General features: G+C 74.3%; 24 protein-coding genes. 13 read left to right on the plus strand and 11 right to left on the minus strand.

The genetic code is table 11. The annotated features are described in order from the left end of the window. Positions 1-595: DUF1707 domain-containing protein (locus AB0C78_RS34820; protein WP_360756431.1), on the plus strand; the 595-nt coding region annotated here is incomplete at its 5' end. 6 nt (positions 596-601) lie between these two features. On the opposite strand, the gene AB0C78_RS34825 is transcribed toward AB0C78_RS34820, so the two are convergent. Together AB0C78_RS34825 and AB0C78_RS34830 are read right to left on the minus strand one after the other, a co-directional pair. Next, the gene (locus AB0C78_RS34825) at positions 602-1,603 is read right to left on the minus strand and encodes an aldo/keto reductase (RefSeq protein WP_360756433.1); all 1,002 of its coding nucleotides are present in this window, start codon (positions 1,601-1,603) and stop codon (positions 602-604) included. Next, positions 1,600-2,046, minus strand: a complete 447-nt coding sequence (locus tag AB0C78_RS34830) for a VOC family protein (RefSeq protein ID WP_360756436.1) — start codon at positions 2,044-2,046, stop codon at positions 1,600-1,602. Before AB0C78_RS34830 ends, AB0C78_RS34825 begins: the two co-directional genes overlap by 4 nt. Positions 2,047-2,117: 71 nt before the next feature. Between AB0C78_RS34830 and AB0C78_RS34835 the strand changes: the two genes are divergently transcribed. Then, positions 2,118-2,765 (plus strand): TetR/AcrR family transcriptional regulator, encoded by a 648-nt coding sequence (locus AB0C78_RS34835; protein WP_360756439.1) that lies wholly within the window; start codon positions 2,118-2,120, stop codon positions 2,763-2,765. Positions 2,766-2,779: 14 nt separating this feature from the next. On the opposite strand, the gene AB0C78_RS34840 is transcribed toward AB0C78_RS34835, so the two are convergent. Beyond that, on the minus strand, positions 2,780-3,475 hold the full coding sequence (locus tag AB0C78_RS34840; protein WP_360756442.1) for a TetR/AcrR family transcriptional regulator: 696 nt from the start codon (positions 3,473-3,475) through the stop codon (positions 2,780-2,782). 162 nt (positions 3,476-3,637) lie between these two features. On the opposite strand from AB0C78_RS34840, the gene AB0C78_RS34845 reads away from it, so the two are divergent. Beyond that, positions 3,638-4,651 carry an alcohol dehydrogenase catalytic domain-containing protein gene (locus AB0C78_RS34845; RefSeq protein ID WP_360756444.1) on the plus strand — a complete coding sequence of 338 codons (1,014 nt, stop codon included), beginning with the start codon at positions 3,638-3,640 and terminating at the stop codon, positions 4,649-4,651. Here AB0C78_RS34845 and AB0C78_RS34850 read toward each other — a convergent pair. Together AB0C78_RS34850 and AB0C78_RS34855 are read right to left on the minus strand one after the other, a co-directional pair. Continuing rightward, positions 4,635-6,032, minus strand: a complete 1,398-nt coding sequence (locus AB0C78_RS34850) for an amidase (RefSeq protein WP_360756446.1) — start codon at positions 6,030-6,032, stop codon at positions 4,635-4,637. The two genes, AB0C78_RS34845 and AB0C78_RS34850, sit on opposite strands and share 17 nt — an antisense overlap. Before the next feature lie 5 nt (positions 6,033-6,037). Continuing rightward, complete coding sequence (locus AB0C78_RS34855; protein WP_360756449.1) at positions 6,038-7,066, minus strand: D-2-hydroxyacid dehydrogenase; 1,029 nt, start codon at positions 7,064-7,066, stop codon at positions 6,038-6,040. A gap of 259 nt (positions 7,067-7,325) precedes the next feature. Here AB0C78_RS34855 and AB0C78_RS34860 point away from each other — a divergent pair, with 259 nt between their 5' ends. The 5 genes from AB0C78_RS34860 to AB0C78_RS34880 all read left to right on the plus strand — a co-directional run bounded on the left by AB0C78_RS34860 (position 7,326) and on the right by AB0C78_RS34880 (position 11,430). Next, positions 7,326-7,808, plus strand: a complete 483-nt coding sequence (locus tag AB0C78_RS34860; protein ID WP_206700200.1) for a DUF3830 family protein — start codon at positions 7,326-7,328, stop codon at positions 7,806-7,808. Positions 7,809-7,824: 16 nt separating this feature from the next. After that, positions 7,825-8,586, plus strand: coding sequence for an Asp/Glu racemase (locus AB0C78_RS34865; RefSeq protein WP_151545742.1), 762 nt, complete (start codon positions 7,825-7,827; stop codon positions 8,584-8,586). Positions 8,587-8,622: 36 nt separating this feature from the next. Continuing rightward, on the plus strand, positions 8,623-9,405 hold the full coding sequence (locus AB0C78_RS34870; protein WP_360756452.1) for a maleate cis-trans isomerase: 783 nt from the start codon (positions 8,623-8,625) through the stop codon (positions 9,403-9,405). 16 nt (positions 9,406-9,421) lie between these two features. Next, positions 9,422-10,081, plus strand: a complete 660-nt coding sequence (locus AB0C78_RS34875; protein WP_360756454.1) for a GntR family transcriptional regulator — start codon at positions 9,422-9,424, stop codon at positions 10,079-10,081. A 95-nt stretch (positions 10,082-10,176) separates the two neighbouring features. Beyond that, positions 10,177-11,430 (plus strand): aminotransferase class III-fold pyridoxal phosphate-dependent enzyme, encoded by a 1,254-nt coding sequence (locus tag AB0C78_RS34880; protein WP_360756456.1) that lies wholly within the window; start codon positions 10,177-10,179, stop codon positions 11,428-11,430. Here AB0C78_RS34880 and AB0C78_RS34885 read toward each other — a convergent pair. Together AB0C78_RS34885 and AB0C78_RS34890 are read right to left on the minus strand one after the other, a co-directional pair. Then, positions 11,427-11,576 (minus strand): hypothetical protein, encoded by a 150-nt coding sequence (locus AB0C78_RS34885; RefSeq protein WP_360756458.1) that lies wholly within the window; start codon positions 11,574-11,576, stop codon positions 11,427-11,429. The two genes, AB0C78_RS34880 and AB0C78_RS34885, sit on opposite strands and share 4 nt — an antisense overlap. Then, complete coding sequence (locus AB0C78_RS34890) at positions 11,557-11,934, minus strand: hypothetical protein (RefSeq protein ID WP_360756460.1); 378 nt, start codon at positions 11,932-11,934, stop codon at positions 11,557-11,559. The genes AB0C78_RS34885 and AB0C78_RS34890 overlap by 20 nt, the downstream gene beginning before the upstream one ends. Positions 11,935-12,007: 73 nt before the next feature. On the opposite strand from AB0C78_RS34890, the gene AB0C78_RS34895 reads away from it, so the two are divergent. Beyond that, on the plus strand, positions 12,008-12,649 hold the full coding sequence (locus AB0C78_RS34895) for a TetR/AcrR family transcriptional regulator (protein WP_360756462.1): 642 nt from the start codon (positions 12,008-12,010) through the stop codon (positions 12,647-12,649). A 34-nt stretch (positions 12,650-12,683) separates the two neighbouring features. Further along, positions 12,684-13,823 carry an acyl-CoA dehydrogenase family protein gene (locus tag AB0C78_RS34900; protein WP_360756464.1) on the plus strand — a complete coding sequence of 380 codons (1,140 nt, stop codon included), beginning with the start codon at positions 12,684-12,686 and terminating at the stop codon, positions 13,821-13,823. A gap of 93 nt (positions 13,824-13,916) precedes the next feature. Here the strand turns inward: AB0C78_RS34900 and AB0C78_RS34905 are convergent, their stop codons facing one another. Continuing rightward, positions 13,917-14,774, minus strand: coding sequence for an alpha/beta fold hydrolase (locus AB0C78_RS34905; protein ID WP_360756467.1), 858 nt, complete (start codon positions 14,772-14,774; stop codon positions 13,917-13,919). Positions 14,775-15,133: 359 nt separating this feature from the next. Continuing rightward, positions 15,134-15,793, minus strand: coding sequence for a TetR/AcrR family transcriptional regulator (locus tag AB0C78_RS34910; RefSeq protein ID WP_360756470.1), 660 nt, complete (start codon positions 15,791-15,793; stop codon positions 15,134-15,136). 54 nt (positions 15,794-15,847) lie between these two features. On the opposite strand from AB0C78_RS34910, the gene AB0C78_RS34915 reads away from it, so the two are divergent. Together AB0C78_RS34915 and AB0C78_RS34920 are read left to right on the plus strand one after the other, a co-directional pair. Then, entirely contained in the window at positions 15,848-17,290 is a 1,443-nt protein-coding gene (locus AB0C78_RS34915) for an MFS transporter (protein WP_360756473.1), read from the plus strand. Then, positions 17,287-17,667, plus strand: coding sequence for a cupin (locus AB0C78_RS34920; protein ID WP_360756475.1), 381 nt, complete (start codon positions 17,287-17,289; stop codon positions 17,665-17,667). Before AB0C78_RS34915 ends, AB0C78_RS34920 begins: the two co-directional genes overlap by 4 nt. Before the next feature lie 43 nt (positions 17,668-17,710). Here the strand turns inward: AB0C78_RS34920 and AB0C78_RS34925 are convergent, their stop codons facing one another. Both AB0C78_RS34925 and AB0C78_RS34930 read right to left on the minus strand, forming a co-directional pair. Beyond that, on the minus strand, positions 17,711-18,853 hold the full coding sequence (locus AB0C78_RS34925; protein WP_360756478.1) for a CaiB/BaiF CoA-transferase family protein: 1,143 nt from the start codon (positions 18,851-18,853) through the stop codon (positions 17,711-17,713). Between the two features lie 133 nt (positions 18,854-18,986). After that, entirely contained in the window at positions 18,987-20,507 is a 1,521-nt protein-coding gene (locus AB0C78_RS34930) for a hypothetical protein (RefSeq protein ID WP_360756480.1), read from the minus strand. A gap of 383 nt (positions 20,508-20,890) precedes the next feature. On the opposite strand from AB0C78_RS34930, the gene AB0C78_RS34935 reads away from it, so the two are divergent. Then, the gene (locus tag AB0C78_RS34935) at positions 20,891-22,633 is read left to right on the plus strand and encodes a protein kinase (protein WP_360756483.1); all 1,743 of its coding nucleotides are present in this window, start codon (positions 20,891-20,893) and stop codon (positions 22,631-22,633) included. Positions 22,634-22,646 lie beyond the last annotated feature (13 nt).

The raw sequence follows: 22,646 nt of genomic DNA on the forward strand, positions 1-22,646 counted from the left end.
GGCCCCCGGCGCCGGGCGGGGCCCCCCCCCCGCGGCCGGCGAGGGACGGCTCACGCTCGAGGAGCTCGACGAGCGGCTGGACGCGGTGTACGCGGCGAAGACGTACGCCGAACTGGAGCCGCTCACCCGCGACCTGCCCGCGGCCGGGACGCCCGCCGCGCCCGCTCCCCACGCCGGCGCCGACTGGCGCCCGGTCGACGGCGCCCCGTCCTGGTCGACCGGCATCGGCATCATGAGCGGCTTCACCCGGACCGGCGTGTGGAACGTCCCCCGCGCGTTCACCGCGTTCGCGTTCTGGGGCGGCGGCAAGATCGACCTGCGCGAGGCCCGCTTCACCGAGGGCGAGGTCACGATCCGCGCGTTCGCCCTGATGGGCGGCGTCGACATCGTCGTCCCGGAGGACATCACCGTCCACGTCAAGGGCATCGGCATCATGGGCGGCTTCGACCACGGCGCGAGCGCCGCCGGCGTCCCCGGCTCCCCCACGGTCGTCGTGAAGGGCTTCGCGTTCTGGGGCGGCGTCGACGTCAAGCGCCGCGCCCGCCGCCGCGAGAAGAAGCTCCGCAAGGAGCTCAAGAACCGCGACAACGACTGATCGCCTTCACCGCATCAGGGCCGCGCCGAAGACCCAGGGCGACGTCTGGGCGATGAAGTCGGCGGGGAATCCGAGGGTGAAACCGGTGGCCTCCTCCAGGCGGGTCACGGTCTCGGGCGGGAGGGTGAGGTCGGCGGCGGCGAGGTTGTCGCGGAGCTGGTCCTCGGTGCGGGCTCCGACGATGGGGTGGATCGCGCGGGAGCGGTGCATCGTCCAGGCGATCGCCACCTGTGAAGGCGTGGCGCCGATCTCCTCGGCCGCGTCCTGGACGGCTCGGGCGACGGCGTGGTCCTTTTCCGAAAGGGACGCGGAGGCCAGACGTCCGCCGGCGGCGGACTCCGGACGGCCGTACTTGCCGGTCAGCACCCCGCCGGCCAGCGGGCTCCACGCGGTGACGCCGAGACCGAGCGACTCGGCCATCGGCAGCAACTCGCGTTCGATGTCGCGCTGGAGCAGGCTGTAGGGGACCTGCAGGCCGATGAACGGGCTCCAGCCATGGCACTGCGCCAGCGTGTTGGCGCGGGCCACGACCCAGGCCGGCGTGTCGGAGATGCCCACGTACAGGACCTTGCCCGCCTGCACCGCGTCGTCCAGCGCCCGCATGGTCTCTTCCAACGGCGTGTGACGGTCCCACATGTGCACCCAGTAGACGTCCACATAGTCGGTGCGCAGGCGGCGGAGGCTCGTCTCCAGGGAGGCGCGCAGGTTCTTGCGGTGGTTCCCGGCGGCGTTGGGATCGGCGCGGTCGCGGGAGACCGTGTACTTCGTCCCGAGCACGAAAGAGTCGCGGCGACCGCCGAGCAACTCGCCGAGGATCTCCTCGCTCGCCCCGTCCCGGTAGTTGACGGCGGTGTCGATCATGTTGCCGCCGGCCTCGGCGTACAGGTCCAGCATCCGCCGGCATTCCGGCAGCGGCGCGCCGACCCCGCCCTGCTCCCCGAACGTCATCGCGCCCAGGACCAGTTCGGAGACGCGGAGGCCGCTCGTCCCGAGAGTGCGGTACCTCATGCCGTCGCCGCTCCGCCGAACAGTTCGGCGGCCCGCTCCGCGATCTCCTCCGGCGGCACGTCCCGCACGTGCTGGTTCAGGGCCCAGCGGTGCCCGAACGGGTCCAGGAACTGGCCGGTGCGGTCGCCCCAGAACGCGTCGTGCACCGGTTCGAAGACCGTGGCGCCGGCCCGCAGCGCGCGAGCGGAGGCGGCGTCGACGTCGGTGACCTCGACGTGCAGGGCGGCGGGCGTGCCGCGCAGCGCGGCCGGGGTGCGCATGCCCCGCTCGGGCATCTCCCCCGCCACCGCCAGGACGGTGTCGCCGAGCAGGAGTTCCACGGTCAGCGTCCGGCCGCCGGGGAGCGTGAGGCGGCTCGTCTCGCGCGCCCCGAACGCCTCGGCGTACCAGGAGGCGGCCTCGTCCGGGTCGCCGACGACCAAATGAATCGCTATCTGCGTCATGCCCGGGACCATACAACGTGTCTGGACACCATGTCCATACACAATGTCTGGCGTTGGCTATGATGGCTCACATGCCTTCGAAGCGGCCCGTGCACCCCACCCGCCGATCCGGCTCGTCCCCGGCCTCCGCCGAGCTGAGGGAGCGGATCCTGTCCGCGACGCGCGAGCTGCTGCGCGAGCACCGCTTCGACGCCCTGAGCGTGGCCGACGTCCTGGCCGCCGCCGGGGTCTCCCGGGCCAGCTTCTACTTCTACTTCCCGAGCAAGCAGGCCGTGCTCGGCGAGCTCGTGCGCGAGGCCGTCGCGCAGGGGCAGCAGGCGGCACGCCCGTGGATCGACCAGGAGCAGGACCCGGTCTCCGCGCTCCGTGCCGGCGTGGCCGCCGGCGCGCGGCTGTGGCGCGACAACGCCGGCGTGCTCGCGGCCATCGTGGAGAGCTGGGGATCGGACGAGGACCTGCGGAAACTGTGGCTCGAACAGATGGACCTGTTCACCGAGGCCGCCACCGCGCGCATCGAGTCCGACCCACGAGCCCGCGAACGGCTCGGTCCCATGGACACCCGCGCCGTGGCCGCCTCGCTGACCTGGCTCGGCGAGCGCCTCTACTACCTCGCCGCGACCGGAGTCCCCCCGTTCGACGACGAGAAGGTCCTCATAGACGTCCTCACCAACGCCTGGACCTCAACCCTCTACGGCACCACCCCACCGAAACCCGCCTGAGCGGCAGCCGGGCGTCAGTCGGTGAGGCGGTCTAGCCATTCGGTGAGGAGGGTCGTCTCGGCGGGGGTCAGGCCGGGCGGCGGGTCCGTGGCGAGGGCGGCGCGGAGGGCGACCGCGGACGCCGCGCGGGTGTCGCGGGGGGCGGGGGCGCTCCCGGAGCCGTCCGGGACGGTCACGGCCGCGAGGACGGCCTCGCGGGTGCGGGCGGACAGGTCGCCGCCGTCGTCGCCGTTCGCGACCAGGAAGAGGACGACGCCGATGCCCGCGGACTGGATCATCCGCGCGGCGGTCTCCACCGGGACGCGGAGCCGTCCCGCGCGGGCGACGGCGCCGACCAGGCCGAGCAGGATCGCGTACGCCTCGTCCGCGGCGGGCGGGGTGCGCGGCGAGCCGTAGATCAGCGCGTAGACGGCCGGGTGCGACATCCCGAACTCGACGTGCAGGTCCCAGCCGTGGCGCAGGTCGTCGACCGGGTCGCCGGTAGCGGGCTGGGCGCGCTTGCTCGCCAGGTACTCCTCGAGCCCGTGCGCGGCGACAGCGTCCAGGAGCCCCTGCTTGTCGCCGAAGTGGTGGTAGAGGGTGGGCGCGCCGACGCCGGCGGCGGCGCACACGGCGCGGGTCGAGACGGGCTCGCCGCCGGACTCGGCGATCAGCCGGGCGGCCGCCCGCAGGATGCGGTCCCGCCCGTCGGTGTCCTTCTGCGCGCTCACAACATCGATGCTACATAACTTCGGCGAGCGTCGTTAGGGGCGGTTGACGTGGGCATACCCGGGGTCGGAGCCAAGGGTCATGTAGCAGCACTATAGAAGTGGGTATATCGTTGGTTCTGGCGGTCGCGATCCGGCCGTCCCCGTCTACGAGAGGAACGCGAGATGCGCAGCGCCGTTCTCACCGGCAAGGGCAGGCCGCTCGAGATCGTCGAGCGGGAGGTGCCCGAACCCGGGCCCGGGGAGATCCTCGTCAAGGTCACCGCCTGCGGGATGTGCTACTCCGAGGTCGGGCTGATGCAGGGCCACTACCCGTTCGGGCGGTTCCCGACCGTGCCCGGGCACGAGATCAGCGGGGTCGTCGAGGCGCTCGGCGCGGACGTCGACTGGCCCGCGCCCGGCACGCCGGTCGGCGCCCAGTGGATCTACGGCTCGTGCGGGCGCTGCGACCAGTGTGTGCGCGGCGACCAGATCCTGTGCACCGGCGCGCCCCGGCGCGTCACCGGGATCACCGACGACGGCGGCTACGCCGAGTACTTCGTCGCCCGCGCCGGGTTCGTCACCCCGCTGCCCGGCGGCCTGGACCCGGTCGCCGCGGCGCCGCTGATGTGCGCCGGGATCACCGCGTTCAACGGGCTGCGGCACGCGGGCGCGACGGCCGGGTCGCGCGTGGCGGTGCTCGGCACCGGCGGCGTCGGCGAGATGACGATCCGGTTCGCGGCGGCGATGGGCGCCCGCGTCGCCGCGGTGTCGCGGTCGCGGCGCGCGGAGGACGAGGCGCGCCGGATGGGCGCCGAGCTCTACGTCGCCACCGACGAGCAGGACGCGGCCGAGGCGCTCCAGGGCTGGGGCGGCGCCGACGTCATCGTGAACACCGCGCCGAGCACCGCCCCCGCGCAGGCCGCGCTCGGCGGCGTCGCCCCGGACGGCACCCTGCTGGTCCTCGGCGTCGGCGCCGACGCCCTCGCGGTGCCGCCCGCCGCGCTCGTGATGAACCGGGTGCGGGTGATGGGCAGCCCGTCGGGCTCCCCGCACGACCTGCGCGACACGCTCGCGTTCGCCGCCGCGCACGGGATCCTCCCGGACGTCACGCCCGTGACGCTGGACGAGGCGCCCCGCGTCCTCGCCACGATGGCCGACGGCCGCCACCGCGGCCGCTCCGTCATCGCGTTCGGGTGAGCCGCTTCCACGGGCGGGCCTGCTCGTAGGCGCGGCAGGCGGCCATGACCAGGGCGTCGGCGTGGCGGGCGCCGACGACCTGGAGGCCGACGGGCAGCCCGTCCGCGGTGAACCCGCACGGCACGCTCGCGGCGGGCTGCTGGGTCATGTTGAACGGGTAGGTGAACGGCGTCCAGGACGTCCAGCGGGGGGACGGCGATCCGGGCGGGACCTCCAGCCCGGCTTCGAACGCGGCGATCGGCATGGTCGGGGTGAGCAGCAGGTCGTAGCGGTCATGGAACAGGCCCATCACGCGGCCGAGCTCCATGCGGCGCGCCGTCGCGGTGAGGTACTCGACCGCCGAGTAACGGGCGCCCTGCTCGCAGATCTCGCGCAGACCCGGGTCGAGGCGCGCGCGCTGCTCGGCGGTGAGGTGCTCGACGACCTTCGCGGCGCCGGCGAACCAGAGCACCTCGAAGTCGGCGACGGGGTCGGCGAAGCCGGGATCGGCCTGCTCGACCTTGGCGCCGAGCTCGGTGAACACCTCGGCCGCGGCGGCCACCGAGGCCGCCACCTCCGGGTCGACCCGGGCGAAGCCGAGGTCGGGGCTGAAGGCGATCCGCAGGCCGGTGAGGTCGTGCGGGTCGCCGCCCGCGAACGGCGCCGGGGGCGGCGGCAGGGACGACCAGTCCCGGACGTCGGCGCCGCACACCGCGTCGAGCAGCAGTTCCGCGTCGGCGACCGTGTTGGTCATCGGGCCGGTGTGCGCGAGCGTGCCGAACGGGCTGGCCGGGTAGTGCGGGATGCGGCCGTAGGTCGGCTTGATGGTGAAGGTCCCGGTGAACGCGGCGGGGATGCGGACGGAGCCGCCGCCGTCGGTGCCGAGCGCGAGCGGCGCCATGCCCGCCGCGACCGCCGCCGCCGCGCCGCCGCTGGACCCGCCGGGCGTGCGGGAGGCGTCCCACGGGTTGCGGGTGATCCCGGTGAGCGGGTTGTCGGTGACGCCCTTCCACGCGAACTCCGGCGTGGTCGTCTTGCCGGCGAAGACGGCGCCCTGCTCGCGCAGCCGCGCGACGGCCGGGGAGTCCTCCGTCCAGGGCCCGGCGGGGTCGATCGTCGTGGACCCGCGCAGCGTCGGCCAGCCGCGGGTGAGCAGCACGTCCTTGATCGAGACGGGCACGCCGTCGAGCGCGCCGAGCGGCGCGCCGCGCCGCCACCGCTCGGCGGAGGCGCGCGCCATCTCCAGCGTGGTCTCCGGGTCGAGCAGGCAGAACGCGTTGAGCTCCGGGTCGTCCCGGTCGATCCGCGCGAGGACGGCCTCGGCGGCCTCGACGGGCGAGAGCGCCTTCGCGCGGTACGCCTCCAGCAGCTCGACGGCGGTCAGGTCTGCCGCGTCCGTCATGGCCGTTATCCCCTCTGCCCGGCGTACGGGTCCGGTGTTGCGGTCGCGTCCGGGCGCACGTAGCCCAGCCGCTTGTCGACGACGTTGCGCAGCTCGCGGCCGTGCGCGAACCGGTCGAGGTTGTCGGTGAACAGCCGGACCAGCTCGTCGCGCCAGCCGATGGCGTCCCCCGACATGTGCGGCGAGACGATCACGTTGGGCAGGGTCCACAGCGGCGAGGACGGCGCGAGCGGCTCGTCGACGAACACGTCGAGCGCCGCGCCCGCGATGCGGCCGTCGCGCAGCGCCTCGACCAGGTCGTCCTCGGCGACCAGCGGCCCGCGCCCGACGTTGATCAGCCGCGCGGACGGCCGCATCCGGGCGAGCGCCGCGGCGTCGATCATGTTCCGGGTGGCGGTGGTGAGCGGCGCGGCGAGGACGACGTAGTCGGCTTCGGCGAGCGCGTCGGGCAGCCGTTCCGGCGGGTGGACGGTGCCGAAGTCGGGGTCGCCTTCGCGGGCGGTGCGGCCTGCGCCCGACACGCGGAGCCCGGCGGCGGCGAGGCGGCGGGCGATGGCGCGGCCGATCGGGCCGGTGCCGACCACCAGCGCGCGGGCGCCGGTGATCCGTTCGGTCTCGCGGTGCCGCCACACGCGCTCGCCCTGCAGCCGGACGGTGGCGTGCAGATCCTTCGCGAACGCCAGCACGAGCGCGAGGACGTATTCGGCGATCGGCTCGTCGAACACCCCTCGCGAATTGGTGACGATGGTGTTGCCTTCGACCAGGTCAGGGAACAGCAGCCGGTCGACGCCGGCGCTCGCGATGTGGACCCAGCGGGGGCCGCCCTCGCGCGGCCACGCCGCCGCCAGCGCGTCCGACCAGAAGTCCCACATGAAGAGCGCGTCGCACCCTGGAAGGGCGCCCGCGAGCTGGGGTTTCCGCACGTAGACGACGTGCGCGAGGCGTTCGGCGGCCGCCATGCCGGGCGGCGGGACGTCGTCCTGGAGGACCACCACGCGAGGCGGCTCACCGGACGCGTTCGGACCTTGCTCCATCGGCGGCCACTTTCGGGGTTCCGGAATTTACGGGACGGCAACGTGGAGGGGCATTGACACGCTAGGAACGCTTCGTAGGATTGTCAACAATCAGCGAGGAAGAACCGCCAGGTGGCCGCGCTGATCGTGCTGCAAGACCGTCGCAACCGTATTGCCCAAGGCCAGGACGCGTCCCAGAGCGCTCTAACGCAAGAGTCCTTTCGGGTGGCGACGCTCTCGCCCACCCCTGTCCGCGGGGAGGCCCGGCATGGCCAAGCTCATGACCATCTCACTGGAGAAGCGCGGCGTGTCCTGCGTCGCCGAGCTCCTGGAGAAGGACGCGCCGCGCACCTGTGAGGCGGTATGGCGCGCGCTGCCCCTCGGAGGGGACGCGTACCACGCCAAGTACGCGCGCAACGAGGTCTACACGATGGTGGAGCGGTTCGCCGAGGAGGAGGTCGGGCTGGAGAACCCGACCGTGACGCCGATCCCCGGCGACGTCGTGTACTTCTCCTTCCCCGGCGGGATGCTCGACCGGGCGTTCAAGGAGGAGAAGAACATCCACGAGCTGCCCGGCGTCATCGACCTGGCGATCTTCTACGGCCGCAACAACCTGCTGCTGAACGGGGACGTCGGCTGGGTGCCCGGCAACGTGTACGCGACGATCGTCGACGGCCTGGACCGGATGGCCGAGGCGTGCAACGACGTCTGGCGGTCCGGCGCCGTCGGCGAGCGCCTGGTCTACCGCCGGCACGAGTCCTAGAGCGGTGGCCGCGCAGATGACATTCGACCCCACGCTGGTCGTCGGGCCCGAGCTGGTCGCGCAGCAGGGCATCGGCGTGGTCGCGCCGTTCGACTTCGCGCTCGACCGCGAGCTGTGGCGGTGGACCCCCGACGACGTGTCGCTGTTCATGACCCGGCTGCCGTACGTCCCGGTGCCGGTCACCGTCGAGATGGCCTCGGCGCTGTCGGACCACTCGATCGTCCGGCAGGCGACCCGGGACGTGCTCGCCCCCGAGCCGCTCGCGGTGGCCTACGCCTGCGCGTCCGGCAGCTTCATCCGCGGCAAGGCCGGCGAGCTCGCACTGCACCGGACGATGGCCGAGGCGGGCGCGCCCGCGGTCGCCACCACGTCCGGCGCGCTGGTGGAGTCGCTGCGGCTGCTGGACGCGAACCGGATCGCGGTGGTGACGCCGTACATCGACGCCGTCACCGGGCGGCTGGTCTCGTTCCTCGGCGAGCACGGCATCGAGGTGGTGTCGTCGGTCGGGATGGGGCTGCTCAGCCACATCTGGAAGGTCGGCTACGGCGAGATCGTCAGCGCGGTCTCGACGGTGGACCGGCCGGAGGCCGAGGCGGTGTTCATCAGCTGCACCAACGTGCCGACCTACGACATCATCGCCCCGCTGGAGCAGATGATCGGCAAGCCGGTGCTGACCGCCAACCAGGTCACCATGTGCTCGGCGCTGCGCGCCATGGGCCGCTCGGCGGCCGGTCCCGGGCAGTGGCTGGTGCAGCTCGGCCGCCCGACCGCCGCCTGACCCCCGATGATCGATGAAGGTAGGATTGTCGACAACATGCAGCACAACGGTCCCGCCGCGGGGTTCCTCTACCCGGGCTACAGCGCCGAGGACGACTACCCCGCGATCGAGCGCGCCCTGCGCAGGTCGGGGGCGGGCGACGTCAGCCTCCCGGTCGTGCACACGCTGATGCGCGAGGACGCCCACCGGGTCGACGCGCTGCTCGACATCGGCGGCGACGACGTGCTCGGCGAGGGCGCCCGCAAGCTGCGCGAGCTGGGCGTCCGCGCCGCCGTGTGGGCGTGCACGAGCGGCAGCTTCGTGTTCGGCTGGGACGGCGCCGCCGCGCAGGTCCGGGGCGTCGGCGAGGCCGCGGGCGTGCCCGCGTCCAGCACGTCGTTCGCGTTCGTGCACGCGGCGCGCGCGCTCGGCCTGCGCCGGGTCGCCGTGGCCGCGACCTATCCGGCCGACGTCGCCGAGCGGTTCGGCGCGTTCCTCGGCCACGCCGGCATCGAGGTGGTCGCGCTGTCCTGCCGGGGCATCGTCACCGCCGCCGAGGTCGGCACCCTCCGCCGCGACGACGTGCTGGAGTTCGTCGCGGCCAACGACCATCCCGACGCCGAGGCGGTGCTGGTGCCCGACACCGCGCTGCACACCGTGGCCTGGCTCGACGAGCTGGAGGAGCGGGTCGGCAAGCCGGTGCTCACCGCCAACCAGGTGAGCGTGTGGGAGGGGCTGCGGCTCGCCGCCGGCCCGGCCGGGCTCGCGCCGCGCGCCGGGTTCGGCCGGCTGTTCGCCGTCCCCGCCCCGGCACCGGGACGAGATCCCTGGCAGCTATGACGAAAGGGGCCCGCCGATGGGCCGGTTGGGTGAGCTGGAACCCGTCCCGCGCAGGTCGACGGTCGAGATCGTGTCCGACGAGCTGCGCTCGGCGATCATGTACGGGGCGCTGGAGCCGGGCGCGCAGCTCGGCGAGGCGGAGCTGGCCGCCCGGCTCGGCATCAGCCGCGGCCCGCTGCGCGAGGCGATGCAGCGCCTCGTCCAGGAGGGACTGCTGGTCAGCGAGCCGCACCGCGGGCTCTTCGTGATCACCCTGGACGAGGGCGACGTCGAGGACGTCTACCTCACCCGGCTGGCGATCGAGCGGGCCGCCTGCCAGCTGATCATGCAGCGGAACCGGGGCGAGGCGGTCGCCCGGCTCACCGAGGCGCTCGAGGCGCTGATCGAGGCGGCGCGCGAGCGCGACCGGGTCAAGATGAGCGACGCCGACCAGGCGTTCCACGAGGTGCTGGTCAGCTCGTCCGGCAGCCCGCGGCTGGAGCGGATGGCGCACACGCTGCTGGTCGAGACGCGGATGTGCCTGAACGCGCTGCAGGACACCTATCCCGAGCCGTCGGAGCTGGTCGAGGAGCACCGCCGGCTGGTGGACGCGATCGGCGACGGCGAGGAGGAGCGGCTGCTGCAGCTGATCGAGGAGCACATGACCGACTCGATCCGGCGGCTGCGCACGTCGTAGGAGGACCGCGCAGGAGGACCGCGCAGGGGGTCCCCTGGACATCCGGTCCAGGGCGACCTAGCGTGCAGATTGTCGACAATCTACCGGAGGACGCGATGGCTCAGCTCTCACCCCTGCTCAAGCAGGCCACCCCCGTCCTGGCCGAACGCGGCGAGGGCGTGTACCTGTACGACGCCGACGGCCGCCGCCACCTGGACTTCACCGCGGGCATCGGCGTCACCAACACCGGGCACTGCCATCCGCGCGTCGTCGAGGCGGCGCGCGAGCAGGTCGGCACGCTGATCCACGGCCAGTACACGACGGTGATGCACCGGCCGCTGCTGCGCCTGGTCGAGGCGCTCGGCGACGTCCTGCCGGACGGCCTGGACTCGCTGTTCTTCCTCAACAGCGGCAGCGAGGCCGTCGAGGCGTCCATCCGGCTCGCCCGGCACGCCACCGGGCGGCAGAACATCGTCGTCTTCCACGGCTCGTTCCACGGCCGGACGATGGGCGCCGCCGCGCTCACCACCGCGGGCACCAAGTTCCGCGCGGGCATCGGCCCGCTGATGCCGGGCGTCGCCGTCACGCCGTTCCCGCAGGCCTACCGGTACGGGTGGGACGAGGACGAGGCGACCCGGTTCGCGCTGCGGGAGCTGGACTACGCGCTCGCCACGTCCAGCCCGGCGTCCGACACCGCCGCGTTCGTCGTCGAGCCGGTGCTCGGCGAGGGCGGCTACATCCCGGCGCCGCCCGCCTTCCTGGAGGGGCTGCGCGAGCGCGCCGACCGGCACGGGATCCTGCTCGTCGTCGACGAGGTGCAGACCGGGTACGGCCGGACGGGCAGGTTCTGGGGCCACCAGCACTCGGCGATCATGCCGGACGTGCTGATCACCGCGAAGGGCCTGGCCAGCGGGTTCCCACTGTCGGCGATCGCGGCGCCGGCGGCGCTGATGGAGAAGGCGTGGCCGGGGTCGCAGGGCGGCACCTACGGCGGCAACGCCGTCGCGTGCGCCGCCGCGCTCGCCACCCTGGAGGTCATCCGGGACGAGAACCTGGTGGAGAACGCGGCGGTGCTCGGCGCCCGGCTAAACGAGGGCCTGCGCAAGGTCGCGGCCGACCATCCGGAGATCGGCGACGTGCGCGGGCTCGGGCTGATGCAGGCCTGTGAGTTCAGCACGCCGGACGGCGAGCCCGACACGGCCGCCGCCCAGCGCGCCCACCGCGCCGCCGCCGAGCAGGGACTGCTGCTGCTCACCTGCGGCGCGTTCGGCAACGTCGTGCGGATGATCCCGCCGCTGGTGGTGGACGCGTCGCAGATCGACGACGCCCTCGCGCTGTGGTCGGCGGCCGTCGCCGGCGCGGCCGGCTAGGGCGGGTCCTTGGGGCCGGCCTTGCGGTAGACGACCGCGAGGACGGCGACCAGCACGATCAGCGCGGCCAGCACGATCGCGCCCTTGAGCAGCCGGTCGAGCAGCAGCTCGGTGAGCACGTCCGCGTCACCGCTCGCGACGATCATGGGTCCCCTCCGTCCGGCGGGCCTCGGTGCGGTCCAGGTAGTGCAGGGCGCCGCGGACGGCGAGCCGGCCGAGCCCGGCCCGGCCGCCGCTCCGCGCCGCGCCCGGCCGCGGATACCGCCCGGCGGCGGGGCGGGCGGCATCGGCGCGGCTGGCGTCGGGGCGGGCGGCGTCGGGGCGGGCGGCGTCGGGGCGGGCGGCCCAGGCGCGGACGGCGGGCTCGACCAGCCGCCGGGCCCGCCCGAGCCCGCCGCGCCGCTTCAGCACGATCGCCGCGGTGAACCCGGCGATGATCAGCAGCGTGATCAGCCCGACGATGATCGCGAACCGGATCAGCAGGATGTCCATCACCTCTCGCACGTCCCTCTCCCTCCGTCGTTTTTAGCTTGGTCGTGCTAAATCCACCGTAGCACGGACGTGCTATAAAAGGGGGATGCCCAAGATCGTCGACCCCGAGGCGCGCCGCCGCGAGGTGGCCGAGGCCGTCTTCCGCGTCGCCCGCCGGGACGGCCTGGAGCAGGCGTCGCTGCGCAACGTGGCCGCCGAGGCGGGCCTCGCCATCGGGTCCGTCCGGCACTACTTCGGCGGCCAGGCCGACATCATGATCTTCGCGATGCGGTACTTCGCCGAGCGGGCCGGCGAGCGGCTGCGGCTGCGCGCGGGCCGGCTCGCCGTCCCCGACCCGGCGGCGCCGCCCGCCGAGCACGCCGCCGCCTTGGAGGCGCTGTTCGCCGAGCTGCTCCCCCTCGACGCCGAGCGGCGCGAGGAGGCCGAGGTGTGGCTGGCGTTCGTCGTCGGCGCCCGCACCCGGCCCGAGCTGCGGCCGCTCGCCGCGGAGATGCACGGCGACCTGCGCTCGATCGCGCTGCGCGTGCTGCGGGCGGCCGGCCGGACCGGCGTCCTGCGGCCGGGCCTCGACCTGGAGGCCGAGGCCGCGCGGGTCCACGCGCTCGTGGACGGGCTCACCCTGCACGCCGTCCTGCAGCCGGAGAGCTCCGGCCCGGAGGAGATACGGGCGGTGCTGCGCCGGCACGTGGCCGAGCTCACCACCGTCCCCGCCACCGGCGGCTGCTAGATTCCGAACCTCGTTCTAATCACGAGGAGGCGCGTTGAACCCCTGGCAGACCCCCGAGCGCGCGACGCTGCGCGAACTCGTCCGCGACTTCACCGCGCGGGAGATCGTCCCGTCGCTGCCGGAGTGGGAGGACGCCGGGGAGCTCCCCCGGTCGCTGCACCGCCGCGCCGCCGAGGCGGGCATCCTCGGCGCCGGGTTCCCGGAGGAGGCCGGCGGCTCGGGCGGCGAGCTGTTCGACGCGCTGATCGTCGCCGAGGAGATCATTCAGGCGGGCGGGTCCGGCGGCGTCGTCGCGTCGCTGTTCACCCACGGGATCGCGCTCCCCCACCTCATCGCGTCCGGCGACAAGGAGCTGATCGACCGGTTCGCGCGGCCCGTGCTGGCCGGCGAGAAGATCGGCGCGCTCGGCGTCACCGAGCCCGGCACCGGGTCGGACGTGGCCGGCATCCGCACCACCGCGGTCCGCGACGGCGACTCCTACGTCGTCAACGGCGCCAAGATGTTCATCACCTCCGGCGTGCGCGCCGACTTCGTCACCACCGCCGTCCGCACCGGCGAACCCGGCTTCGGCGGCATCTCGCTGATCGTCGTCGAGAAGGGGACGCCCGGCTTCACCGTCTCCAAGGCGCTGCGCAAGATGGGCTGGCAGTGCTCCGACACCGCCGAGCTCGCCTTCACCGACGTCCGGGTGCCCGCCGCGAACCTGATCGGCGCGGAGAACAGCGGGTTCCTGCAGATCGTGCAGAACTTCGTCACCGAGCGGCTGTCGCTGGCCGTCCAGGCGTACGCGACCGCGCAGCGCTGCCTCGACCTCACGCTGAGCTGGATCCGGGACCGCGAGACGTTCGGCCGGCCGCTGTCGTCGCGCCAGCTCGTCCGGCACAAGGTCGCCGAGATGGCGCGGCAGGTGGACGTGGCGCGCGCCTACACCCGCTCGGTCGCCGAACGGCACGCCGCCGGCGAGGACGTCCTCACCGAGACCGCGTACGCGAAGAACACCGCCGTCTACGCCTGCGAGCACGTCGTCCACGAGGCAGTGCAACTGCACGGCGGGATGGGGTACATGCGGGAATCGGAGGTCGAGCGCCATTACCGCGACGCCCGCCTCCTCGGCATCGGCGGCGGCACCAACGAGATCATGAACGAGATCGTCGCCAAACGGCTCGGGCTCTAGCGCGGAACGGCGCCCGGCGGTGAAAGGGGGAACCGCCGGGCGCCGCATTTCCGGGAACGCCCTGTTTTCGAGAACGCCGGTTTTCCGGGATCGTCAGCCGAGCGGGTTGCCGCAGTCGATGGGCCAGTACGGGCCCCAGATGTCGAGCGAGTTCTCCACGAACTTGATCATGACGGGGTCGAACGCGATGCCGACGTGCGCGTTGGTGTCGTTCGCGCACTTGTCCTGCAGCAGGACGTTCTGCGCGTTGGAGCCGTTCAGGAACTCCGAGGTGTACGGCGTGACGACCTCGTCGTACTTGGTCGACAGCACGATGTACTGCACGCCGGGCACCGTGTCGCCGCCCGCGTTGAGGTTCTTCAGGAAGTCGGAGTCGGTGATCTGCTCGCCGGCCGCGGGCGCGGCCTTCACCACGGCCTGCGTGATGCCGAGCAGGCTGCCGAGCGCCACGAGCCCGTCCAGGTTCGTCCCGTGGTTGGACGGCACGATGCCGATCAGCTTGTTGACCTTCGACGCGCCGCCGAGGAACTTCAGGTAGTAGCGGGGCATCATCCCGCCCTGGGAGTGGCCGACCATGTCGACCTTCGAGGCGCCGGTCGCGGCCAGCACCTTGTCGACGAACGCCGACAGCTGGCCCGCGGACGCGGCGATCTCGCCGGTGCCCTGGATGGGGGCGTCCTGCGCGCCGCCGTAGTTGAGCGCGTAGACGCAGTATCCGGCCTTCTTCAGCGCGGGCGAGAGCTTCTGCCAGTTGAACGCCATGTTCTCGAAAGTGCCGTGCACCAGCACCACCGGGCGGGGGTGCAGGAACGACGGTTTGCAGTTCCAGTCGTTGGCGCCGTCCGGGCTCGTCTCCGCGTGGGCCGCGGGCGCGGCCACGGCGGACAGCCCGATCGCGGTGGGGATCGCCGCGGCGATGACGGCCCAGGACTTGAGTCGCCTGAAACGCATGTTCATCTCCCTGGAAACGGGCACGCCGAAGAGGGGCCGGAACCCGGGGAGCGGGAATGCGGGTTCCGGCCGCGCATCGTCGTGAGGTCGGGGGTGGGTGCGGCCGCGTTGATCAGCTGAGGTGCTGACAAGGTACGGCCGCGTTTCCGCGCGGTCTTGTAGCAGGACTCGCCACTTGGCCCGGAGGAATTGTCAGGCGGCTCACAAGCGGGCCCGCCCGCACGCCCTCCGACCTGCGGCCCGGCGCCTTTCCGCGGTGCGCCGCCTTTCCACGGTGCCCCGGCTCTCTACGGTGCCCCGGCTTCTTACGGTGCCCCGGCTTCCGACGGTGCGCCGCCCTTCTACGGTGCCCCGGCTTCCTACGGTGCGCCGGCGAGCCCGTCGACCAGCGCGCGCAGGCCGTCGAGGTAGGTGTCCTGCGCGGTCAGCGCCGTCCAGCGGTCCGCGACCTCCGCGAGGCGGGGCAGCTCGGCGGGGTCGATGTCGGCGAACACCCGCTCGCGGTAGGTCGGCCGCTCGTCGCCGGCCCGGCGCCGTGCCGCCGCGGCGCGCACGATGATCTCCCCGGCGGTGTAGTACCAGATCGCCCGGTACGCGTGGACGGCCCGCTCGGGGCTCAGCCCGCACTCCTCCAGGCCGTCCAGGATCTGCTCGACGAACCACAGCGCCGACCGTCCGAGCAGGTCGTCGGCGGTGAGCACCTCAGCGATCCACGGGCAGGCGGCGAGCGTCTCGCGGATCGCCGCCGCCGTCACCACGATCCGCTCGCGGGGGTCGGCGGGCAGCTCGGGCGCGCGCGCCATCCGCGCGGCGTAGTCGTCGAGCAGCAGGACGAGCAGCTGCTCCTTGTCGCGGACGTGGTGGTACAGCGCCATCGGCGTGCTGCCGATCTCCTTGGCCAGCCGCCGCATCGTCAGCCGGTCCACGCCCTCGGCGTCCACGATCCGGCGCGCGGTCTCGACGATCTCGGCGCGGGAGATCCGGGGCGGCCTGCCCCGCTGGGCGGACGGTTGCGGCATGCCCCCATCATCGCGGACTCGACAGCCGGGCCCGCCGCCGGTTACTTTCTATACATGTACAAAAAAGAACGGGCCCGCCCCTGGGCGGTGCTGGCGGCGGCCTGCGTCGCCCAGTTCGTCTTCGCGCTCGACATGGCGGTGATGAACGTCGCGCTCCCGGCGATCAGGACCGCCCTCGGCTTCGCACCGGTCGGCCTGTCCTGGGTCGTCCACGTCTACGCGCTCGCCTTCGGCGGGTTCCTGCTGCTCGGCGGCCGGGCCTGCGACCTGTACGGGCGGCGCCGGATGTTCGTCCTCGGCCTGGCCGTGTTCGGGCTGTGCTCGCTCGCCGGCGGGCTCGCCCAAGCGCCGTGGCAGCTCGTCGCGGCGCGCGCCGGCCAGGGCCTCGGCGCCGCCGCCGCGGCACCGGCCTCGCTGGCCCTGCTGACCACCACGTTCACCGAGGGCCGGGCACGGGTGCGCGCGCTCGGCGTCTGGAGCGCGATGAACGCGGCGGGCGGCGCCCTCGGCGTCCTCGCGGGCGGCGTGCTCACCGAGTACGCGGGCTGGCGCTGGGTGATGCTGGTCAACCTGCCGTTCGTCGCGCTCACCCTCGCGCTCGTCCCGGCGGGCGTGGCCGCCCACGCGCGCACGGGCCCGCGCGAGCGGCTGGACGTCCCCGGCGCGGTCCTGGCGACTGCCGGCTTCGGGCTGCTCGTCTTCGGCGTCGTGCGCACCGACGCCATCGGCTGGACGGCCCCGGCGACCCTCGCCTGCCTCGCCGCCGCGGCCGTGCTCCTCGCGGCCTTCGTCGCCGTCGAGACCCGGGTGCGGGCGCCGCTCGTCCGGCTCGGCCTGCTGCGCGGACGGTGGGTGGCGGGCGCCAACCTGATCGTCTTCCTCGCGGCGGCGGGCCAGTTCGCCGCGTTCTACTTCGTCTCCCTCTACATGCAGCAGGTGCTGCACATGGGCGCCGCCGAGACCGGCCTGGCCTTCCTGCCCTTCTCGGCGGGCGTCGTCCTCGGCACGCTGCTCGCCACCCGGGTCGCCGGGAACCGCTCGCCCCGCGCGGCGCTGGTCCCGGGCAGCCTGCTCGCCGCCGCGGGCCTGGCCTGGTTCACCCGGATCAGCCCGGACGGCGGCTTCCTCACCGACGTGCTCGGCCCGTCGGTCGTCGGCAGCATCGGCATCGGGCTCGTGCTCGCCCCGGTCGCCGCCGCCGCGACCACCGGCGTCGCGGCGCGGGAGGCCGGGATGGCCTCGGGGCTGCTCAACAGCTCCCGCCAGCTCGGCGGCTGCGTCGGCCTCGCCGCGCTCGCCACGGTCGCCGCCCACCGCACCGGCGACGCGGCCTCCCCGTCCGCCCTGAACGGCGGTTACGCGCTGAGCCTCACCGTCTCCGCGGCCCTGTTCGTCCTGGCCGCGCTCGTGGCGCTGGCCCTCCCGCGCCGGGCGAAGGCCGCGCCCGTACCGTCCGCCGCTCCGGCGGAGAACCGACTGGAAGGAACACCGTCATGACCCAGCCGATCGACATGTTCGCCCTCGCGCTCAACTTCTACCCCGACGGCGCGGTGAACGGTGCCGAGCGCCGCATGACCACCGACGACGGCGGCTGGCAGGTGGCGGCGTTCCACGTCGAGACCGACGCGGACGTGCACGCCGACCACTGGGAGGTGCATCCGGCGGCCGAGGAGGCGGTCTGCTGCCTGGCCGGCGGCGGGGTCCGCATGTACTTCCGCCCCGAGGAGCCCGGCGGCGAGGAGGAGATGGTCCGGCTCAAGGCGGGCCACGCGGTGATCGTCCCCCGGGGCCGCTGGCACCGCCTCGAACTGGACGGCCCGAGCGACGTCATGTCCATCACCCTGCGGCGGGGCTCCCGGCAGGAACGGCGCTGACGGCGCCGCGAAAGGTGCCCGGCCCGGGCACCTTTCGCGGGTGTCAGGCCTGGGCGACCGCGCCGTCGGCGAGGAGGGCGTCGACGTCGTCGAAGCCCAGGTCCTCCAGGATGGCGCGGGTCTGGCCACCGGGCAGGACGGGCAGCCCGTCGGTGTCGGTGGCGGTCCGGGAGAAGCGCGGCGCCGGGGCGGGCTGGCGGTGGCCGGCGCGCTCGGGGAACACGTCGCGGGCGGTGTTGAAGGGGTGCTCCATGGCCTCCTTCATCGACAGGACGGGCGCCACGCACGCGTCGCTCGGCACGAAGACCTCGGTCCACTCGTCGCGGGTCTTCGCCTTGAAGGCGGTGGCGAACCGCTCGCGCATCTCCGGCCAGCGGGCGCGGTCGTACTGCTCGGGCAGGCCGTCGGTGTCGACGCCGAGGCGGCGGACGAACTCGGCGTAGAACTGGGGCTCGATCGCGCCGACCGCCATGTGCTTGCCGTCGGCGGTCTCGTACACGTCGTACCAGGGGGCGCCGGTGTCGAGCATGTTGACGCCGCGCTGGTCCTGCCAGATGCCGCCGGCGAGGAAGCCGTGGATGAAGGTGGACAGATGCGCGGCGCCGTCCACGATGGCGGTGTCGACGACCTGGCCCTGCCCGCTGGTCTTCGCCTCCAGCAGGGCGGACAGGACGCCGACGACGAGGTACATGCTGCCGCCGGCGAAGTCGCCGAGCAGGTTCAGCGGGACCTGCGGCGGGCCGCCCGCGCGGCCGATCGCGTGCAGCGCGCCGGTGATGGCGATGTAGCCGATGTCGTGGCCGGCGGTCTGGGAGAGGGGGCCCTCCTGGCCCCAGCCGGTCATCCGGCCGTAGACGAGGCGCGGGTTGCGGGCGAGGCAGTCGTCGGGGCCGAGGCCGAGGCGCTCGGTGACGCCGGGCCGGAAGCCCTCGAGCAGGACGTCCGACCGCTCCACGAGCCGGAGCACGACCTCCTTGCCCTTCTCGCTCTTGAGGTCGATCGCGATCGAGCGCTTGCCGCGGTTGCTGAAGTCGGTGCCGCCGGTGGCGGCGCCCTGCACGGCGGACGCGCGGTCGACCCGGATGACGTCGGCGCCGAGATCGGCGAGCAGCATCGCGGCGAACGGCCCCGGCCCGATCCCGGCCAGCTCGATCACGCGCACTCCGGAGAGCGGCCCCTTGCCCATCTGCAGCCCCTTTCGGTCCCACCTGTCTCCGCCGGGAGCCGGCCCCGGGGCGGTCTCCCCGCGGGCGACGCTGAATCCCGTTCGGTAACCCTAGTGTGCCCGATCGCGGTAAGTGGGTTCTGACCGGCCCCGTTCAGCGGGACGCGGCGGTGACGGCGACGGGGACGTTCGGGCGCCGCTCCGGCCGGGCGACGAGCAGCCGGTGCTCGGTCGTGGCCGGCCCGAGCGGCCCTCGCGCCCGCGGGACGAGCCCGGACGCGGCGGCGGCGAGGTAGTACCAGCCGCCCGACGGCGCCTGCCACCAGGTGCCCGACACCGGGCGGCGGCCGTCGCAGGCGCCGGTGTCGCGGGGCCGGCCGGCGGGCCGGTCGGCGACGAGCGTGGACGTGCCGGCCTGGCCGCCGTCGGCGTAGGTCGTCCGGGTGCAGAACCAGCCGGCGGGCGCGCCGCCGTGCGGGAGCGTCCCGGACCAGAACTCCCAGGCCATGGCGCCGGCGACGGGGCGCGCCCGGGGCGGTTCGAGGCAGCCGAGGCGGTTCCAGGTCCGCACCGCGCCGGGGCCGAGGCGGGCGGGCGGGTCGGGGCGCGCGGCGGGCTCGTAGGCGGGCGAGTGGTAGGTGAGGACGGCGGCGCGCGGCCCGCCGAGGTAGCCGAGCGTGCGGTCGCCGAGGTGGAAGAGCGGGCCGCGGCCGCAGGGGGTGCGGGCGGGCGGGGGCGCGACGACGCCGTCGCGCGCGGGGAGCGCGGCGCCCGCGAGGGTGCGGGGCGCCGGGTCCCAGGGGGCGAGGAGGTAGCGTCCGCCGCCGAGGGCGATCGGGGCGGACGGGTCGGTGCCGATGGCGACGACGTCCAGGCCGGGCGGGGCGAACCGGGCGAGGCGGTCGCCGCGCCGCATCAGCGCGACCGGCGCGCCGCCGGCGTGTCCCGCGTAGAGGAGCTGCGCGGTGCCGCCGCCGGGTCCGCGGCCGCCTCCGGCGGCGGCCCACGCGGCGGCGGCGCGGTCGAGGAACGCGCGGTCGCCGGTGAGGTCGCCGCGCGCGGGCCAGGCGTCCAGGGTGCGGGCGCCGCGGGTCCAGGCGGCCGGCGGGGCCGCGGCGAGCCGCAGCGTCCGGGCGCCGGTGCGGACGGCGGCGGGTTCGGCCCCGGTGTGGATCAGCACGCCGACCAGCGCCGTGGTGAGGGCGGCGGCGGTCACCAGCGGCAGCACCGAGCGGGTCCGGACGGGCCGCAGGTGCGCCGGGTCGAAGCGCTCGGCGCGGCGCGGGACGGGGATCGAGACCGCGCACGCGGCGTCGATGACGGGCCACGGGTCGCGCACCCGCAGCTCGCGGAGCTGGTCGCGGACGGCGTACTTCGGCAGGCCCTCGATGCGCAGCAGCACGTAGGCGACGCGGACGTACGGGTCGAGCTCGGCGAGCGCGGCGGTCAGCGCCGGGTCGGGCAGCCGCGCGGGGAGCGCGCGCAGCCAGGGGCCGAGGCCGATCTGCAGGCGGCGGGACGGGTGCAGCGCGCGGCGCAGCACGCGGGTGCGGCGGCGGGCGAGGCCCGGGGCGGTGCGGTCGCGGGGACCGCGGGCGGTGGCGTCCACGATCCGGCGGGCGATCGCCAGCCGGTAGACGCGTTTCCCGCGGCCCGGCAGAACGAAATACGCCATTCGGACGAGATTTCCATAATGCGATTTCGTGGGCGGCGATTCCTGCGCCGGCTGCGCGATGACGTCCTCCGTCACGGCGGGCCCCTCCCCCTTCCGTTCCCTGGCACGGCGTTCCTCGCACCGCGGAGACCGAGGTTATGCGGCACCGGCGCGCGGTGGAGCGGAATTGGGGCAACGATGAGCAAGGCCAAAAGAAATGTCATCCTATTTCCGTACGGAGAGGGCGCGGCGGCCGCCCGCGCGGAGCCGCCGGACCGAGACCGCCTACGCCCGATTCGTCCCCGTACTACGCTGTTGACCTCCGGGGACCTCCCCGGCCGCCGCTCGCGCCCCCGCCGCGATGGTGCCCACCACCGGACGAGACGGAGAAGGACCCCCCGCCCATGACCGAGGACGTCCCGGGCTACCGGGTGCTGGAGCAGGTCGGCGAGGGCGGCTTCAGCGTGGTGTACCGCGCGCACCAGGAGCGGCTGGACCGGATGGTCGCGCTGAAGGTGCTGTCGATCAGCTCGGTCGACGACGCGGCGATGCGCCGCTTCCAGCGCGAATGCAAGATCACCGGACGGCTGTCGGGGCATCCGAACATCGTGACGGTGCTGGACACCGGGACGGCCCGGTCCGGCCGCCCCTACATCGCGATGGAGTACTTCGAGCACGGCGCGCTCACCGACCGGCTCGCCCGGGAGGGGCCGCTGCCGGTCGCCGAGACGCTGCGCATCGGGGTGAAGATGGCGGGCGCGCTCGCCGCCACGCACGAGACCGACGTGCTGCACCGCGACGTCAAGCCGCAGAACGTGCTGGTCTCCCGGTACGGGGAGCCGGCGCTGGCCGACTTCGGCATCGCCCGGCTGGTCGACTCGTTCGACGCCACGCACACGCAGGCGTTCACCCCGCACCACGCCGCGCCGGAGGTGCTGGAGGGCAGGCCGCCGGGCGTCGGCGCGGACATCTACTCGCTCGGCTCCACGCTGTACCAGCTGCTGGCCGGCCGCCCGGCGTTCAAGGGGCCGCCGGGCGAGGGCATCGCGCTGCTGATGCTGCGGATCCTGAACGACCCGCCGCCCCCGATCCCGCGCCCGGACGTGCCCGCGTCCGTCGCCGACGTCATCGGGCGCGCGATGGCGAAGGCGCCCGAGCACCGCTACGGCTCGGCGGTGGAGTTCGCGCAGGCGCTGCAGCAGGTGCAGGCCGACCTGGGGCTGCCGGTGACGGACGTGGCGGCGAGCGGGGTGTCGGTCCTTCCGCATCCGACCGGGTCGCAGTCCGCGCTGCCGCTGCAGGATCCGCCGTCCGGGCCGCCGCCCGCGCCGCGCCTGTCGTTCCCCGAGCATCCGGGGCCTCCCCCGGTGCCGGACTGGGCGCCGACCACCCCGTCGCCGTCCGCGAAGAACGCCCAGGCCGCCGCCCCCGCACCACCGTCGCCCTGGCATCCGGACGCCGCGCCGCAGCAGACCGCGGAGACCGCGCAGCAGGCGCAGGACCGTCCGGCGCTCCAGGCCGCCGCCTGGCCGCTCGGCGCGCCGCAGGAGACGACCGATCCGCGGCGGAACGGCTCGTCGACCACCCCGCACACCGCGCCGGCGCCGCCGCCGGGGCCGCAGGACGTGCCGTCGGGCCCGCCGCAGGACGGGCCGCGCCGCGGGCTCGTCATCGCGGCGGCGGTCGCGCTCGCGGGCGGGGCGGTGCTCGGCGTCGGCGCGCTGGCCCTGACCGGTGGCGGCGGCCACGACGACCCGCCCAGCCCGAACGGGACGGCGAGCACCCCGCCCGCCGTGTCGCAGTCGCGGCCCGGCGGCGGCGCGGAGCAGCCGCCCGACCCGGCGCAGCTGGCGGCCGCCCGGCCGCGCCACCTGACCGCCCGCGCGGTCGGCCGGACGGCGGTCCTCGCCTGGACGCTGCCGGAGGCGGCGCGCGACCTGCCGCTGCTCGTCCGGCAGCAGCCGGCCGGGACGGCCGCGGTCCAGTCGGCCACGGCGAACTCGCGGTCGTTCACCGTCCCCGGCCTGAAGCCGAAGGTGCGTTACTGCTTCAAGGTCGGCGCGGTGGTGCGGCTGCGGCAGGGCAAGGCGCCGGACGTGGCGTGGTCGCCGGCCGTCTGCGTCCACAAGCCGCGTACCGCGCCCTAGCCGGGCCGCCCGG

Origin of the sequence: Actinomadura sp. NPDC048394 (assembly GCF_040651755.1) — a bacterium.
GTDB classification, from domain to species: domain Bacteria; phylum Actinomycetota; class Actinomycetes; order Streptosporangiales; family Streptosporangiaceae; genus Spirillospora; species Spirillospora montaniterrae.